We start from the raw sequence: 13,611 nt of genomic DNA on the forward strand, positions 1-13,611 counted from the left end.
ACGGCTACGGCTCAGGGCGCTGCCAGCCATTGATTGACGATGCCGTCGTACACCCCGGTGGCCACGTTCAGGTGCAACCACTGGTCGACGTAACTTTTCCAGGCCACATCGTCGCGGGGCAGCAGGAAGGCTTTTTCGCTGTACTGCATCTGCCGCTGCGGGTTGACCGCGCACAGCCCCGGCTTGAGTTTCTGCTGGAAGCGCGCCTCGCTGGCGTCGGTGATCATTACATCGGCCTTGCCCGCCAGCAGTTCGTCGAAGATGCTCACGTTGTCGTGCAGGCGTATCTGCGCCTGGCCCAGGTGCGCCCGGGCGAACACTTCATTGGTGCCGCCCGCCGGCTCGATCACCCGCACCTGCGGCTGGTTGATCTGCTCGACGGTCTGGTAGCGTTGCACATCGGCGCAGCGCACCAGCGGGATCTTGCCGTCGACCCCGAGGGACTGGCTGAAGAAGGCTTTTTTCTGGCGTTCCAACGACACCGAAATACCGCCCACGGCGATGTCGCAGCGTTGCGCGAGGAAGTCCGGCATCAGGGTTTTCCAGGTGGTCGGCACCCAGGTGATCGTTGCATTGAGGCTCTTGGCCAGGGACTCGGCCATGGCGATATCGATGCCCTCGTAGCGGCCATCGGCACGCAGGGAGGTGTAAGGCTTGTAGTCGCCGGTGGTGCAGACGGTGAGCGTGCCGCTGTCGAGCACGGTGTCCAGGCGCGAGGGGGCAGTGTCCGCCAGGGCGGGCGTCGCCAGGCTCGCCAATACACACAGGGCTAAGGGAGCTTTCATGCGGTCGAGTCCTTGGCATGATCGGGCGGCCATTATTTCCAGCAAGATGGCAGAGTGGCAAGGACGGCGAATGTTTAGCCAACGTGTAACCAAACTCCGGCAACCCTGAATTGACCCACCTGAGCCAGCATGTGACGCTGCCGGGCAACTCCACCACTGTGATTCGCCCATGGACGGTTGCCCCGACGCTTACCCCGAGACACTGCCTGGCGTCGTTGCGCCGAGCGGTGTGGCGGATGTCGAGGCGTTACCCTCTGCGCTGGCTTTCTGGGCCCTGTTCCACTGTCGACATGCGCGCCCACCAGATACCTCTCTCCTACGTTGATCTATCCGATGGATGACGCGCACCTGCGCGCATCCGCCCGGCGGCGCCTGTGTGCCTGCCTGACGCAAACGTATGAGAATTGCCATGAGTGTTTTTGCCAGCCTGCACGAAGCCCACTCTTTCCTTGAGCAGAACCCGGACATCGAGATGTTCGAGCTGTTTATCCTCGACAACAATGGCGTGCCGCGCGGCAAGTTGCTGCATCGCGACGAACTGCTGGCGGTGTATGAAAGTGGCCGCCCGCTGCCCAGCACCATCCTTGGCCTGACTATCCACGGCGATGACGTGGAAAACTCCGGGCTGGTGTGGGAGGTGGGCGATATCGACTGCCGCGCCTACCCGATCAGCGGCAGTTTGCAGCGCATGCCGTGGCGGCTGATGCCGACGGCAGCGGTGCAAGTCAGCATGCACCCCACCGAAGGCTTGCCCGCCAGCGTGGCCGACCCGCGGCATGTGCTGGCCAGGGTGATCGACGGGCTCAAGGCCGACGGTTACTACCCGGTGATGGCCGCGGAACTGGAGTTCTACCTGCTCGACCAGAAACCCGACAGCAACGGCCGCCCGCAACCGGCACGCGACATGGACGGCGGCCGCCCGCGTGCGACCCAGGTCTATGGCCTGCGCGAACTGGAGCAGATCGAGCCGTTTCTCGCCGACCTTTACAGCGCCTGCAAACTGCAAGGCATTCCGGCCCGCACGGCGATTTCCGAATACGCCCCGGGCCAGGTCGAAATCACCCTGGAACACCGCGCCGACGCGCTGCAAGCGATGGATGAAGCGGTGCGCTACAAGCGCCTGGTCAAAGGCGTGGCGCACAAACACGGGATGACGGCGTGCTTCATGGCCAAGCCGTTCGACGACCTGGCCGGCACCGGCATGCACATGCACGTCAGCCTCGCGGATGCCGAGGGCAATAACCTGTTCGCCAGCGAGGCCGCCGACGGCACGCCGCTGCTGCGCCAGGCGGTGGGCGGCATGCTCAGCACCTTGCTCGATTCGCTGCTGATGTTCTGCCCCAACGCCAACTCCTATCGCCGCTTCCAGACCAACAGCTACGCGCCGCTGGCCGCCACCTGGGGCGTCGATAACCGTACCGTCAGCCTGCGCGTGCCGGGTGGTCCGGCGCAGTCGCGGCATATCGAACACCGCCTCTGCGGCGCCGACGCCAACCCCTATCTGGCGGCAGCGGCTATCCTCGCCGGTATCCACCGCGGCATCCGCGAACAACGCGACCCCGGCGCCCCGGTGGAAGGCAACGGCTACGCCCAGGCCAACGCGTTACTGCCCACCGACTGGCTCACCACCCTGCGCGCATTGGAAGATTCCAACTGGGCACGGGAGGCGTTCGGCAGTGAGTTCCTCGGGGTGTATCTGGCGGTGAAACGTGCTGAATATCGGCAGTTCATGGGCGAGGTGGGGGAGCAGGATTGGCGCTGGTATCTGCACTCGGCGTGAGTGGAATGGCAGGGGTGGAGTTTTCGACCTTTTTTTCACGTTGCAGTGGGTAAGCTGCGAATCAAGGTCGTTCACTACCGTTCCACTCATATGAGTCCGTGATGTCGTCACCACCACTTTCTTCCATCGAGATTGAATACGCCGAGCGCTGTGACCGCGAGCACGCCAGGATTTGCGGCGATACGCACCCGCCCGGGTTGCGTCGGCGTCTGGCGGCGTGGCGCGACGGGCGGCTGGTGCGCAATGCCCTCAAGGTTGCCGGCGAGCCCGGTTTGGTCCTCGACCTGGCCTGCGGCTCGGGGCGCTTCTGGCCGGTGTTGGCCGAGCACGTCAACCGGGTGATCCTCGCCTCGGATAACTCCCAGGACATGCTCGACCACGCCCGCACCCACCACCCGACGTCGCTGCTCAAACGGGTCAAGACCTTTCAAGGTTCGGCGTTTTCCATCGGCCTGTCGGCGAATGCGGTGGATTGCATTTTCTGTCTGGAATTGTTTCGCCATGTACCCAGCAGCGAAGCGCGCCAGGCGCTGCTGCAGGAGTTTCATCGGGTCAGCCGCGACACGGTGATTGTGTCGGTCGCGTCTCATACGCCGGTGGAGGACGAGTTCCGCCAGGCGGGCTTCGAGGTCCTGAATTACCAGGAGTTCATCCCCGGCTCCAGTGTGTGGCGTGTCTACGTTCTGCGTAAGACGGGATAACTCCCATCGGTCGGACTATTCTTCACGCGCTGTCGGAGTTTTCATGATTGCGTGTGCACTGCGGATGCTCGCAAGTCCCTTCCGCGATATATACTGCGCGCCATTCTTCAAGGGAGAGCCGTGTGGCCATCGATATTCACTGGATCTGCGACAACGATAGCCTCGGCCAGCATTGCGCCGAATGGCAGCAGTTGCCATTCGTCGCCCTCGACACCGAATTCATGCGGGTCGACACCTTTTATCCCATTGCCGGGCTGATCCAGATCGGTGATGGCGTTCGCGCTTACCTGATCGACCCCCTGACCATCGACAACTGGCAACCGTTGGCCGCTTTGCTGGAAAACCCGGCCGTGATCAAAGTGGTCCACGCCTGCAGTGAAGACCTGGAAGTGTTGCTGCGCCTGACCGGCAGCCTACCAGTGCCGTTGTTCGACACCCAACTGGCTGCGGCTTACCTGAACCTTGGGTTCTCCATGGGCTATTCGCGCCTGGTGCAAGCCGTGCTCGATATCGACTTGCCCAAGGGCGAAACCCGCTCCGACTGGCTGCAGCGCCCATTGTCCGAGACCCAGGTGAGCTACGCCGCCGAAGACGCGGTCCACCTGGCCGAGGTCTACATTCGCCTGCGCCCGCGGCTGTCGGACGACAAATACGCCTGGGTCCTGGACGACGGTGCCGAACTGGTGGCCAACCTGCGCCGCGAAGTCGACCCTTACGAGGTGTACCGCGAGGCCAAGCTGGCGTGGAAACTGTCCCGTGCCCAACTCGCCGTGCTGCGTGAACTGTGCGCCTGGCGCGAGCAGCAAGCGCGTGCCCGCGACCTGCCGCGTAACCGCATCATTCGTGAACACTCGCTGTGGCCCCTGGCCAAATCCCAGCCGGATAACCTCGCCGCCCTGGGCAAAATCGAAGACATGCACCCGCGCACCGTGCGTCAGGATGGCCAGTTTCTGCTGGACCTGATCAAGCGCGCCGGCAGCGTGTCCATGGACCAATGGCCGCCCGCCGTGGCTGAACCGCTGCCGGTGGATGCCGCTGCGCTGATCAAGCAACTGCGCGCCTTGGGCCAGGCGCAAGCCGAACGCCTGGACATGGCGCCGGAACTGATGCTGCGCAAGAAAACCCTCGAAGCCCTGGTCAAAAGTGGCTACCCCGATGGGCCTTATAAACTGCCAGACTCGCTGCGTGGCTGGCGCCGCGAGTTGATGGGCCAGGCGCTGCTCGACAGCCTGGCCACTGCCGGAGAACAGCCTTGAAACGTATTTGCTCCATCTATCGCAGCTTGAAACGCAACGAAATGTACCTCTACGTGCTGAAAAGCGATGCCCTGGAGCGCGTGCCGGAACCCTTGATGGAAGCCTTCGGCAAAGCCCATCACGCGTTCGATATGGTGTTGACGCCTGAGCGCAAGCTGTCGCGCGAGGACATTGCGGTGGTCCTGGAAAACCTCGAAAAGCAGGGCTACCACCTGCAAATGCCACCGGCCGAAGATGAGTACATCGAACACTTGCCCGAAGAGCTGCTGCGCCGCAACGACCCGATGTGATCGCTCAGTGCCCTGTCCTGGGCGCATTTTTCCATGGAATCGTATTAATGGACGGTGGCCGTAAGGATGCGGGCGGCCGTCTGCATTGTTTTTGAAAGGTTTGAACCATGCGTGTTCTGATTGCTGAACAGGATCACCCGCTCTACGCTCGGTTGTTGAGCGAAGCGGCACCGGACCTTGAGGTGTTGACCAGCGGCGACTCGGCCGAACTGTCGCGCCTGGCCGCCGATTGCCCGGTGTGGCTTGGCCAGCCGGACCTGCTGGCCACCCTGTTGCGCCAGGGGCACCACCCACAATGGCTGCAATCGACCTGGGCCGGCGTCACGCCGCTGCTGGCCGAAGGCTTGCCCCGCGACTATCGGCTGACCCGTGCGGTGGGGATTTTTGGCCAGGTCATGGCGGAATTTATCCTCACCTACATGCTGGGCCATGAACGCGAAGTGTTGGCGCGCCTGGTCAGCCAGGTCGAGCGCAAGTGGGACAGCCGCATGGGCCAGAGCCTCGCCGGGCGCACCGTGTTGATCGTCGGCTGCGGTGATATCGGCCAACGCGTGGCGCAGTTTCTCGTGCCGTTTGGCGTCAAGCTATATGGCATCGCCAGCCAGGCACGCGAGCAGGCACCGTTTATCGAAGTGGCCGGGATCGATCAACTGGGTCGGCTGGTGGGCGAAGCGGACTACGTGATCAACCTGCTGCCGAACACGCCGAACACCCACGACCTGTACGACGCGGCGTTGTTCAAGCAGTTCAAGCCGAGCGGGTTGTTCATCAACGTCGGCCGTGGCGTCGCGGTGGTCGATGCCGATCTGGTCGAAGCCTTGAAAGAAGGGCATCTGGCCGGTGCGGTGATCGACGTGTGTCGCCAGGAACCGTTGCCGCAACGCCACCCGTTCTGGACCGCCTGGGGCTTGCTGCTGACCGGGCACAGCTCGGCACCGACCTCGCCGCCGATGATGGTGCAACTGTTTCTGGAGAACGTGCGCGCGTACCAGGCCCAGCAAGCCTTGCGCGGTGAAGTGGATTTCGAGCGCGGCTACTGACACCGCGCCGAACCGCAGGTGGGGGCTGGCAAGCCAGCTCCCACGTCAGTCCTAGAGACTGAAATCGCCTTGCGACACCAGCTCGCTCAACGGCTTACGCGGGCTTGGCGTCTCACGGCCTTGCAGGTACTCCGGCAAGGTCGACTTGTCGCCCAGCTTGCCGATCGCGACCGCCGCATGCAGCGCATAACCCTGTGGAACCTTCAGCTCCTTGCGCGTCAGTTCCTGATCGAAGCCGGCCATGCCATGGGTGTACCAGCCGCTGAGGCTGGCCTGTAGCGCGAGGTAGCCCCAGGCCGAACCGGTGTCGAAGGTGTGCCACAGGGCTGGGGTTTCTTCGCTGGCGCCGGGGGCGATGAAGTCGGTTTTCGAGGCGATGATCACCAGGGCCGACGCATGCTGCGCCCAGTTGCGGTTGAATTCGTTCAACAGGCCCAGGAAACGCTCCCAGTCCGGCGTGTCCCGGCGCGCGTAGAGGAAACGCCAGGGCTGCGAGTTATAGGCCGATGGCGCCCAGCGTGCGGCTTCGAAAAAGCTCAGCAGGGTTTCCTGCGGGATGCTCTCGCCGGTGAAGGCGCGGGGCGACCAGCGGTCAGTGAACTGGGGGTTGATCGGGTAATCGGCAGCGCGGGGGTTGGTGCTCATGGGCAGTTCCTGATTGTCAATTCGGCGCCCAAAGCTACTGCGCCCCCGCTAGACTGACAAGTCTTGTAACACCGCCAGTCGTAAGCGCTTGGCCGCAGTGGTCTTGGGCACTAGACTGACGGCCTTTTCACCTACCGATACTGATGTAGAGCCATGGCCGCCAAAGTCGAACCTTTCTGGATACGCAAAACCCTTGAACACCTCGATCAGGAGGAGTGGGAGTCGTTGTGCGACGGCTGTGGCCTGTGCTGCCTGCAAAAGCTCGAGGATGAAGACGACAACAGCGTCTATTACACGCGCATCGCCTGCAAACTGCTCGACCTGAAAACCTGCCAGTGCACCGATTACCCCAATCGCCGCGCGTCGGTGCCCGACTGCATCCAGCTCACCCCGGGCCAGGCCGACCAGTTCAAGTGGCTGCCGCCCACCTGCGGTTACCGCCTGGTCAGCGAGCGCAAGGACTTGCCGCTGTGGCATCACCTGGTCTGCGGCGACCGTGACGCCGTGCATCACGAACGCATTTCCCAGTCCGGACGCATGCTCGCCGAAGGCAGCGTGCCCGAAGACGACTGGGAGGATTACCTGATCTTCCGCGCGGGCTGAACAAGGAGTGAGCATGAGGGGGCTGACCCAACTGGCGGCGAGCCTGGTGTTGCTGGCGCTGAGCACGCCGGCGTGGTGCGCGAAGAAAGTCGACCTGGACTATCACGTCAAACTGCTGCCCCAGAGCGATCAGGCGCTGGTGCGCGTGAGCCTGTCCCAGGGCTCGGCGGTGCGCAGCCTGGATTTCGATTTGGGCCGCGACGGTGACTACAGCGATTTCCAGGCCGACGGCCAATGGAAAGTCAGTGGCCATCGCGGCCTTTGGCAACCCAGCGCCGACAAGGCCAGCCTGACCTACCGTGTACGCCTCAGCCATGCGCGCAAGCCGGGTGCCTATGAAGCGCGGATGACGCCGAGCTGGGCGCTGTTTCGCGGGGAAGACCTGGTGCCAGCCGCGCGCCTCGACCAGCAGGACGGCGTCGAGCTGGTCTCGCGCCTGGTGTTCGAGCTGCCAACCGGCTGGAAAAGCGTCGAAACCGCCTGGCCGCGTATCGGCAAGCACGCCTTCCGGATCGACAACGTCTCGCGCCTGTTCGATCGGCCCACCGGTTGGATGCTCGCCGGTAACCTCGGCAGCCGCCGGGTGCGCCTGGGGGAAACCGACGTCACCGTGGCCTCGCCCAAGGGCCAGGCCATGCGTCGTATGGATGTGCTGACGTTGCTGACCTTCGTCTGGCCGCAGGTGGAAGCCGCGTTCCCGCGCCACCCCGCCAAGTTATTGATCGTCGGCGCCAGCGACCCGATGCGCCGTGGCGCGTTTTCGTCACGCGACTCGATCTACCTCAACAGCCGCACGCCGCTGGTCAGTGAAAACGGCAGCAGCCCGCTGATCCGCGAAGTGGTGCAAGCCATCGCTCGCTTCAACGACCATGACACCAGCGACTGGATCAGCGAAGGCCTGGCGGAGTATTACGCGATCGAACTGCTGCGCCGTGGCGGCGGGATCACCGACGAGCGCTATGCGGCGATACAGGCGCGGCTGACCCGCGAAGGCAAGGATGTCACCACCTTGCGCGGCGAGCACGTCAGCGGCGCAACCGTGGCGCGGGCGGTGGTGGTGATGCAGGAGCTGGATCGCGAGATCCGCGTGAAAACCCACAATAAGCGCTCCCTGGACGATCTCGCGCAAGCGGTGATGCGGGCGAACAGCGTCAGCACCCCAGAGTTTGTGCGACTGGCCCAGAGCATTATCGGTGAGTCGTCGGTGGTGCTGGACTCCAAGCTATTGCGCTGACCCTGAATAAAGGTGGGAGGGGGCAAGCCCCCTCCCACATTTGGATCGCCAACAGGCAGAAGACTTGGCTCAGCCGGTGGTTTTTGCGGCCTTTTCGGCGGCCACTTGCGCCTTGGTCTTCAGTTTTTTCAACTCTTCACCGGCTCGCTCGATTTTCGTGCGCAGGCTGTTCATTTCCTGGCGACCCTGTTCCAGCTTGTCCTTGAGCGAACTGTGCCCGGTCACCCCACGCGTCAGCGCCACGCCGCCAATCGCCACTTGGAGCAGCCCGAAAATCCCGCCACGGCGCAGGCCTTTGCCGACCATGATCACACCGCCGGCCACCGAGCCGATGCGCTCCCAGCCGTGTACGTTTTGCGTGGGGCGGGCCTGGCGTGGGGTGGATTCAATGACAGGTCGCAGGGTTTTGCTGTCGCTCATGATCGGTCTCCAACAAGGGCTAGTGATACGCAACTGACTGTGTGCAGGCGCCGGATGTTCCCGAAAAATCAGTACTTGGGGCCAGAGCGGGTGTTATTGCCCTTGGCCATGCGGTCGTAGAGCACCACGTTGACGGTGGCGGCGAGGTTCATGCAGCCGGTGGTCGGGATGTACACCACGTCTTCACACCAGTCGCGGATCTCTTTGTCGAGGGAGCCATCTTCGGGGCCGAAGATGTACAGCGCGCGGTCGGGGTGGGTGTATTCAGGCAGCGGGCGGGCGCCTTCCACCAGTTCGACGGCGACCGGGATGCAGCCCAGCGGCAGGATTTTTTTCAGGTCATCGATGCCGATCAGCGGAATGTCGTGGTGGACCTTCTTGGTGTCGGTGATGAAATCCCGGGCGCGCTCGTAGCGCTTGCCGGTGTAGAACACCGAGGCCACGCCGTAGCAGCCGGCGGCGCGCATCACCGAACCGACGTTTTCGGGGGATTTGGGGTTATACAGACCGATGCAGCTGTAGCGTTTATTGCCCACGGGGAAGGGTGCCTTGGAGAAAAGCGGCGATTATACGGGTGTGGTCGGTATCAAGATATGTGTTGCTTGTGAGGCCGCCATCGCGGGCAAGCCCACTCCCACCGGGGGAATGCATTCCAAAGGTGGGAGTGGGCTTGCTCGCGAAGACGGCCGGGACAGGCAGCGACGAGCTTCAGTCGTCCTTCTTCATCAACCCTGCCAACGCCGCAAACGGGTTGTGCGTGGCCTTGGCGATCGTCGGGCTGCTGGTGGAGCCTTCGCCGAAGTACTGCTGGTCGGTGTAGCGCGAGTGCTCGTTGTCGTGGCAGTAGAGGCACAGCAACTCCCAGTTGGAGCCGTCCTGGGGGTTGTCGTCATGGTTGTGGTTGCGGTGGTGCACGGTCAGTTCGCTCAGGCGCTTGCCGGCGAATTCACGGGCGCAGCGGCCGCACACGTGGGGGTACATTTTCAGGGCTTTGTCGCGGTAGCCCATTTCCCGGTCGCGCTGGGCATCGGCGAGGATGCGGTCGAGCTTGGCGGTGTGGGAGGGCGGGTTGGTCGAGCTCATCATGGCTCCTGTCTTTGGGTGGGTCACGGATAAGGTTGATTCTAGCCAATCGCGGCGCAATTAGCCCTTGAGCTTTTCCGCAATCCAGATGGTGTGCCGCGTGCCCTTGTTGCCATGGGCGAACACCTGCACTTCTTCGGCCTTGAAGCCGGCCTTGCGCAGCTTGTCGCTGAACAGCTTGTCGGCGCTGGCCGACCATACCGCAAGCACGCCCTTGGGGCGCAAGGCCTTGGCGCAGGCGGCCAGGCCACCGGCGGAGTAGAGCCAACTGTTGGCTTTTTGCGTGAGGCCTTCGGGGCCGTTGTCTACGTCGAGCATGATCGCATCAAAGCCGTGGGGCTCGGCTTGCAGCACCTTGGCCACGTCTTCCATGCGGATCACGGTGCGCGGGTCAAGCAATGGGCGCCCGGCTTTTTCGCCCAAAGGGCCACGGTTCCATTCCACGACGCCGGGCACCAGCTCCGCCACCACCACTTCGGCGGTCTTGCCCAAGTGCTTGAGGGCCGACGCGAGGGTAAAGCCCATGCCCAGCCCGCCGATCAATACCCGCGAACCGGGGCGGCCGGCGACTTTGCGACAAGGAATTTCCGCCAGCGCGTCTTCGGAGCCATGCATACGCGTGTTCATCAACTGGCCGCCGTCGCCGCCCTGGATCTTGATGACAAAATCCTCGCCGTATTCGAACAGGCACAAAGCACCGCCGTTGTCGGGGATCGGAGTGGTATCCAGCAGAACGAAACGTTTCATGGAGATCTCATTGGGAAGGGCATTCTTGCGCGGTTGGGAGTAGCCTTACGACATTCCGGTCAGGCCATGGAGCCATCGATGAAGTGCAGCATTCTAACGGTCATTGTGTTGGGCGCGCTCGCATTGGGTGTGGCGCAGGCTCAGGAGTTGCAAACCGTACCGGTCGCGCCGGCGCCAACCCCTGGCGCGCCGGGCACGCCCACCCCGACGCTGTATCCGCAAGTCACCCCGCCGGCCGTGCCCAAGACGAACGGCTCGCCGCCGTTGGTGCCCATCGTGTTACCTGCGCCACCGAAGGACCAGACGGTCCCCGGTTTACCGCCAAACGACAGCAAGCCAAAGACGCCCGGCGGTTAACGCTGTAGGGCGCTCCAGTGTTCAGGCGGGACCACCGTATTAAAGTTGCTAAACCAGCCCCAGCGCCTTGAACACAAATGCATATTCGAGTGCTACGTCACGTAATCCCTGGTAACGCCCGCTCATGCCGCCGTGGCCGGCCCCCAGTTCGGTCTTGAGCAGCAGCAGGTTGTCGTCCGTCTTGGTGTCGCGCAGCTTGGCCACCCACTTGGCCGCTTCCCAGTACTGCACGCGGCTGTCGTTGTAGCCGGCGATCACCAGCAGGGCCGGGTAGGCCTGGGCGCGGACGTTTTCATACGGCGCATACGCCTTGATGCGTGCGTAGACCTCGGGCTCTTGCGGGTTGCCCCACTCGTCGTACTCGGTGACGGTCAGCGGCAGGTCCGGGTCGAGCATGGTGTTGAGCACGTCGACAAACGGCACTTCGGCAATCGCCGCCTGGAACAGCTCCGGGCGCTGGTTGAGCACCGCGCCGATCAACAGGCCGCCGGCGCTGCCGCCGCTGATGACCAGCTGTTTGGCGCTGGTCAAACCCTGTGCAATCAGGTGTTCGGCACAGGCAATGAAGTCGCTGAACGTGTTCTGTTTGTGTTCCTGCTTGCCATTGCGGTACCAGGCTTCACCCAGTTCGCCGCCGCCGCGCACATGCGCAATGGCAAACGCGACGCCACGGTCCAGCAGGCTCAAGCGTGCGTGGGAGAACCACGGATCAAGGCTCTGGCCGTAGGCGCCGTAGCCATAGAGGTACAGCGGCGTCGGCTTGCCGAGCTGGTCGCGCTTGACCACCAGGCTGATCGGCACCTGGGTGCCATCGGCGGAGGTCGCCCACAAACGCTGGCTGACGTAATCGTCGGCGTTGAACACGCCGAGTACCGGGGTTTCCTTGAGCACCTGTTGCGCGCCGCTGGCCAGTTCCAGTTGGCGCACCTGGGCCGGGCGGTTCAGCGCTTCATAGCGCAGGCGGATTTTGTCGCTGGGGAATTCCAGGCTGTTTTGTACGTAGAGGCTGTAGGCGGCGTCAGGCAATTCCACGCGGTAGGTCGGCAGACCCTGGGGATGCACTTCGATGACCGGCAGTCCGCCAATGCGCAGGCTCAAGGTCATGGCGCTGGCGTTCAGGCTCACGCCGTCGAGCATTACCTCATCGCTGTGGGGGATCAGGTTTTGCCAGTCGGCTTGGGTTGGCACGCGGCCGGTGTCGGCGGCGACGAACAGGGCGTAGTTGATGCCGTCGCGGTTGCTGCGGATAAACCATGTCCACGCACCGTCGAGTTGGCCATGGTCGACGTCATACTCGTGGTCTTCGACCCGTGGCGCCAGGCAGGTGAAGTCCAGGTGCGGCTGGTCGGCGTCCAGCGCCCAGATTTCGCTGGTGGTCTTGCTGCCCAGGGCCACCAGCAACTGGCGCTCGGAGCTGGAACGGTAGCAGTGCAGGAAGAAACGCCCGTCGGTCTCGTGGAACACTTCCTGCGCGGCGGTGCCGTCCAGGCGATAGCGGTAGAGTTTGTGCGGGCGATGGGTGTCGTCCAGCTCGCCGAAGAATAGCGTCAGGCTGTCATTGGCCCAGGTCATGCTGCCGTCGCAGTTGTCGAACGCCAGTTCGCTGACTTTGTCGGTGGCCAATTCCTTCACGTACAGGGTGTAGATCTCTTCGCCACTGGTGTCGAGGCTGTAGGCCAGGCGCTGGTGGTCGGGGCTGATGCTGAACGCACCGAGGGAGAAAAAGCCGCCGTTGGCCAACGCATTGGGGTCGAGCAACAGCTCTTCGCTGCTGTCGTCCACTTGGTTGCTGTCGTCGGCCGGGCGGCGGCAGCGATAGTGGCGGGCGTATTCGTCGCCAGCGGTGGTGCGCGTGTAATACAGGTACGGGCCCCAGGGGGAGGGCAGCGACAGGTCGGTTTCGAGGATGCGGCCCTTGATCTCTTCGAACAGGGTTTCGCGCAGCGCCTGTTGCTCGGCGAGTTGGGCTTGCTCCCAGGCGTTTTCGGCCTTGAGGTAATCCATGACTTCAGCGCTGTCACGCGCTTGCAGCCAGGCGTAAGGGTCCTGGCCTGCGGCCTTGCGGGCAATCGGGGCGGCAGTGATGGGGGTCGATGGCGGCATGGATCACTCTCTGTCTGGAGGATGGTGGCAGGCATTGCAGCCGCGACACGCAAAAGCCGTTATCATAGCGGCCTGTTTGCCTACCTTGCCATGGACACCATGACCGAGAACGACTATCTGACCGCTTGGGGCCTTTACGCCTTCGCCGCTTTGGGCTGCCTGTTGGTGTGGTGGCGCATGACCCGCTGGATCTGGCGCTGGTTGCGCGAGCCACTGCAATTACTGATGGCCGTGCTGCTGTTGAGCCCGACCGTCGTCGACCCGGTCAAGACCCAGTTCGCGCCCGCCGTGGCGATTACCGCGTTGGACCTGGTGCTCAAAGTCGGTAATAACGCCTGGCGGGCGGTCTCCGACTTGTTCATGTACACGATGATCGCTTTTGGCGTGTACCTCGTGTTTGTGTTGATACGCTGGCCCATCGAGCGCGCCGCCAAGGCGAGCCGTGAGCGCAAGGCTGCGGTCGATGCTGCCTTGGCCGCCGAGCCGGAAGAGGATGACGAGCCGTTCCGTCGCCCCGCGCCTGTGAGCGGTATGCGGGTCGAACCGCGCCTTTAACGTTGTCTGCCC

16 protein-coding genes are annotated in these 13,611 nt (G+C 63.3%); 9 read left to right on the forward strand and 7 right to left on the reverse strand.

What is annotated here, in order from left to right; translation table 11 throughout:
• Positions 1 to 11: 11 nt before the first annotated feature.
• A complete protein-coding gene (locus J2Y83_RS07040; RefSeq protein ID WP_253394080.1) occupies positions 12 to 785 on the reverse strand; it encodes a transporter substrate-binding domain-containing protein in 774 nt (257 codons plus the stop codon).
• A 409-nt stretch (positions 786 to 1,194) separates the two neighbouring features.
• Here J2Y83_RS07040 and J2Y83_RS07045 point away from each other — a divergent pair, with 409 nt between their 5' ends.
• The 5 genes from J2Y83_RS07045 (at position 1,195) to J2Y83_RS07065 (ending at position 5,852) form a co-directional block, all read left to right on the forward strand.
• Positions 1,195 to 2,565: a glutamine synthetase family protein gene (locus tag J2Y83_RS07045; protein WP_253394082.1), complete on the forward strand. Its 1,371-nt coding sequence runs from the start codon at positions 1,195 to 1,197 to the stop codon at positions 2,563 to 2,565.
• Between the two features lie 101 nt (positions 2,566 to 2,666).
• Complete coding sequence (locus J2Y83_RS07050; RefSeq protein ID WP_253394084.1) at positions 2,667 to 3,266, forward strand: class I SAM-dependent methyltransferase; 600 nt, start codon at positions 2,667 to 2,669, stop codon at positions 3,264 to 3,266.
• Between the two features lie 122 nt (positions 3,267 to 3,388).
• Positions 3,389 to 4,522, forward strand: coding sequence for a ribonuclease D (gene rnd, locus J2Y83_RS07055; protein ID WP_253394085.1), 1,134 nt, complete (start codon positions 3,389 to 3,391; stop codon positions 4,520 to 4,522).
• Positions 4,519 to 4,812: a YcgL domain-containing protein gene (locus J2Y83_RS07060; RefSeq protein ID WP_017848744.1), complete on the forward strand. Its 294-nt coding sequence runs from the start codon at positions 4,519 to 4,521 to the stop codon at positions 4,810 to 4,812. Before rnd ends, J2Y83_RS07060 begins: the two co-directional genes overlap by 4 nt.
• Positions 4,813 to 4,919: 107 nt before the next feature.
• Positions 4,920 to 5,852 (forward strand): D-2-hydroxyacid dehydrogenase, encoded by a 933-nt coding sequence (locus tag J2Y83_RS07065; protein ID WP_253394086.1) that lies wholly within the window; start codon positions 4,920 to 4,922, stop codon positions 5,850 to 5,852.
• Positions 5,853 to 5,903: 51 nt separating this feature from the next.
• On the opposite strand, the gene J2Y83_RS07070 is transcribed toward J2Y83_RS07065, so the two are convergent.
• Positions 5,904 to 6,497: a nitroreductase family protein gene (locus tag J2Y83_RS07070; RefSeq protein WP_253394087.1), complete on the reverse strand. Its 594-nt coding sequence runs from the start codon at positions 6,495 to 6,497 to the stop codon at positions 5,904 to 5,906.
• Positions 6,498 to 6,650: 153 nt separating this feature from the next.
• Between J2Y83_RS07070 and J2Y83_RS07075 the strand changes: the two genes are divergently transcribed.
• Both J2Y83_RS07075 and J2Y83_RS07080 read left to right on the forward strand, forming a co-directional pair.
• A complete protein-coding gene (locus J2Y83_RS07075; RefSeq protein WP_110624195.1) occupies positions 6,651 to 7,100 on the forward strand; it encodes a YcgN family cysteine cluster protein in 450 nt (149 codons plus the stop codon).
• Positions 7,101 to 7,113: 13 nt separating this feature from the next.
• On the forward strand, positions 7,114 to 8,334 hold the full coding sequence (locus J2Y83_RS07080) for a hypothetical protein (RefSeq protein ID WP_253394088.1): 1,221 nt from the start codon (positions 7,114 to 7,116) through the stop codon (positions 8,332 to 8,334).
• A gap of 69 nt (positions 8,335 to 8,403) precedes the next feature.
• On the opposite strand, the gene J2Y83_RS07085 is transcribed toward J2Y83_RS07080, so the two are convergent.
• The 4 genes from J2Y83_RS07085 to J2Y83_RS07100 all read right to left on the reverse strand — a co-directional run bounded on the left by J2Y83_RS07085 (position 8,404) and on the right by J2Y83_RS07100 (position 10,584).
• On the reverse strand, positions 8,404 to 8,754 hold the full coding sequence (locus tag J2Y83_RS07085) for a YgaP family membrane protein (RefSeq protein ID WP_253394089.1): 351 nt from the start codon (positions 8,752 to 8,754) through the stop codon (positions 8,404 to 8,406).
• A gap of 68 nt (positions 8,755 to 8,822) precedes the next feature.
• Positions 8,823 to 9,290, reverse strand: coding sequence for an RNA methyltransferase (locus tag J2Y83_RS07090; RefSeq protein ID WP_247406491.1), 468 nt, complete (start codon positions 9,288 to 9,290; stop codon positions 8,823 to 8,825).
• A 172-nt stretch (positions 9,291 to 9,462) separates the two neighbouring features.
• Positions 9,463 to 9,837, reverse strand: a complete 375-nt coding sequence (locus J2Y83_RS07095) for a YajD family HNH nuclease (protein WP_003210675.1) — start codon at positions 9,835 to 9,837, stop codon at positions 9,463 to 9,465.
• A 60-nt stretch (positions 9,838 to 9,897) separates the two neighbouring features.
• The gene (locus J2Y83_RS07100) at positions 9,898 to 10,584 is read right to left on the reverse strand and encodes a spermidine synthase (protein ID WP_247406490.1); all 687 of its coding nucleotides are present in this window, start codon (positions 10,582 to 10,584) and stop codon (positions 9,898 to 9,900) included.
• Between the two features lie 78 nt (positions 10,585 to 10,662).
• Here J2Y83_RS07100 and J2Y83_RS07105 point away from each other — a divergent pair, with 78 nt between their 5' ends.
• Positions 10,663 to 10,941 carry a hypothetical protein gene (locus tag J2Y83_RS07105; RefSeq protein WP_253394091.1) on the forward strand — a complete coding sequence of 93 codons (279 nt, stop codon included), beginning with the start codon at positions 10,663 to 10,665 and terminating at the stop codon, positions 10,939 to 10,941.
• Positions 10,942 to 10,989: 48 nt separating this feature from the next.
• Here the strand turns inward: J2Y83_RS07105 and J2Y83_RS07110 are convergent, their stop codons facing one another.
• A complete protein-coding gene (locus J2Y83_RS07110; RefSeq protein ID WP_253394093.1) occupies positions 10,990 to 13,044 on the reverse strand; it encodes a S9 family peptidase in 2,055 nt (684 codons plus the stop codon).
• A gap of 21 nt (positions 13,045 to 13,065) precedes the next feature.
• On the opposite strand from J2Y83_RS07110, the gene J2Y83_RS07115 reads away from it, so the two are divergent.
• Positions 13,066 to 13,599 carry an MFS transporter gene (locus J2Y83_RS07115; protein ID WP_247406487.1) on the forward strand — a complete coding sequence of 178 codons (534 nt, stop codon included), beginning with the start codon at positions 13,066 to 13,068 and terminating at the stop codon, positions 13,597 to 13,599.
• The last annotated feature ends 12 nt before the right edge of the window (positions 13,600 to 13,611 follow it).

Origin of the sequence: Pseudomonas marginalis (genome assembly GCF_024169655.1) — a bacterium.
GTDB lineage: Bacteria > Pseudomonadota > Gammaproteobacteria > Pseudomonadales > Pseudomonadaceae > Aquipseudomonas > Aquipseudomonas paraveronii.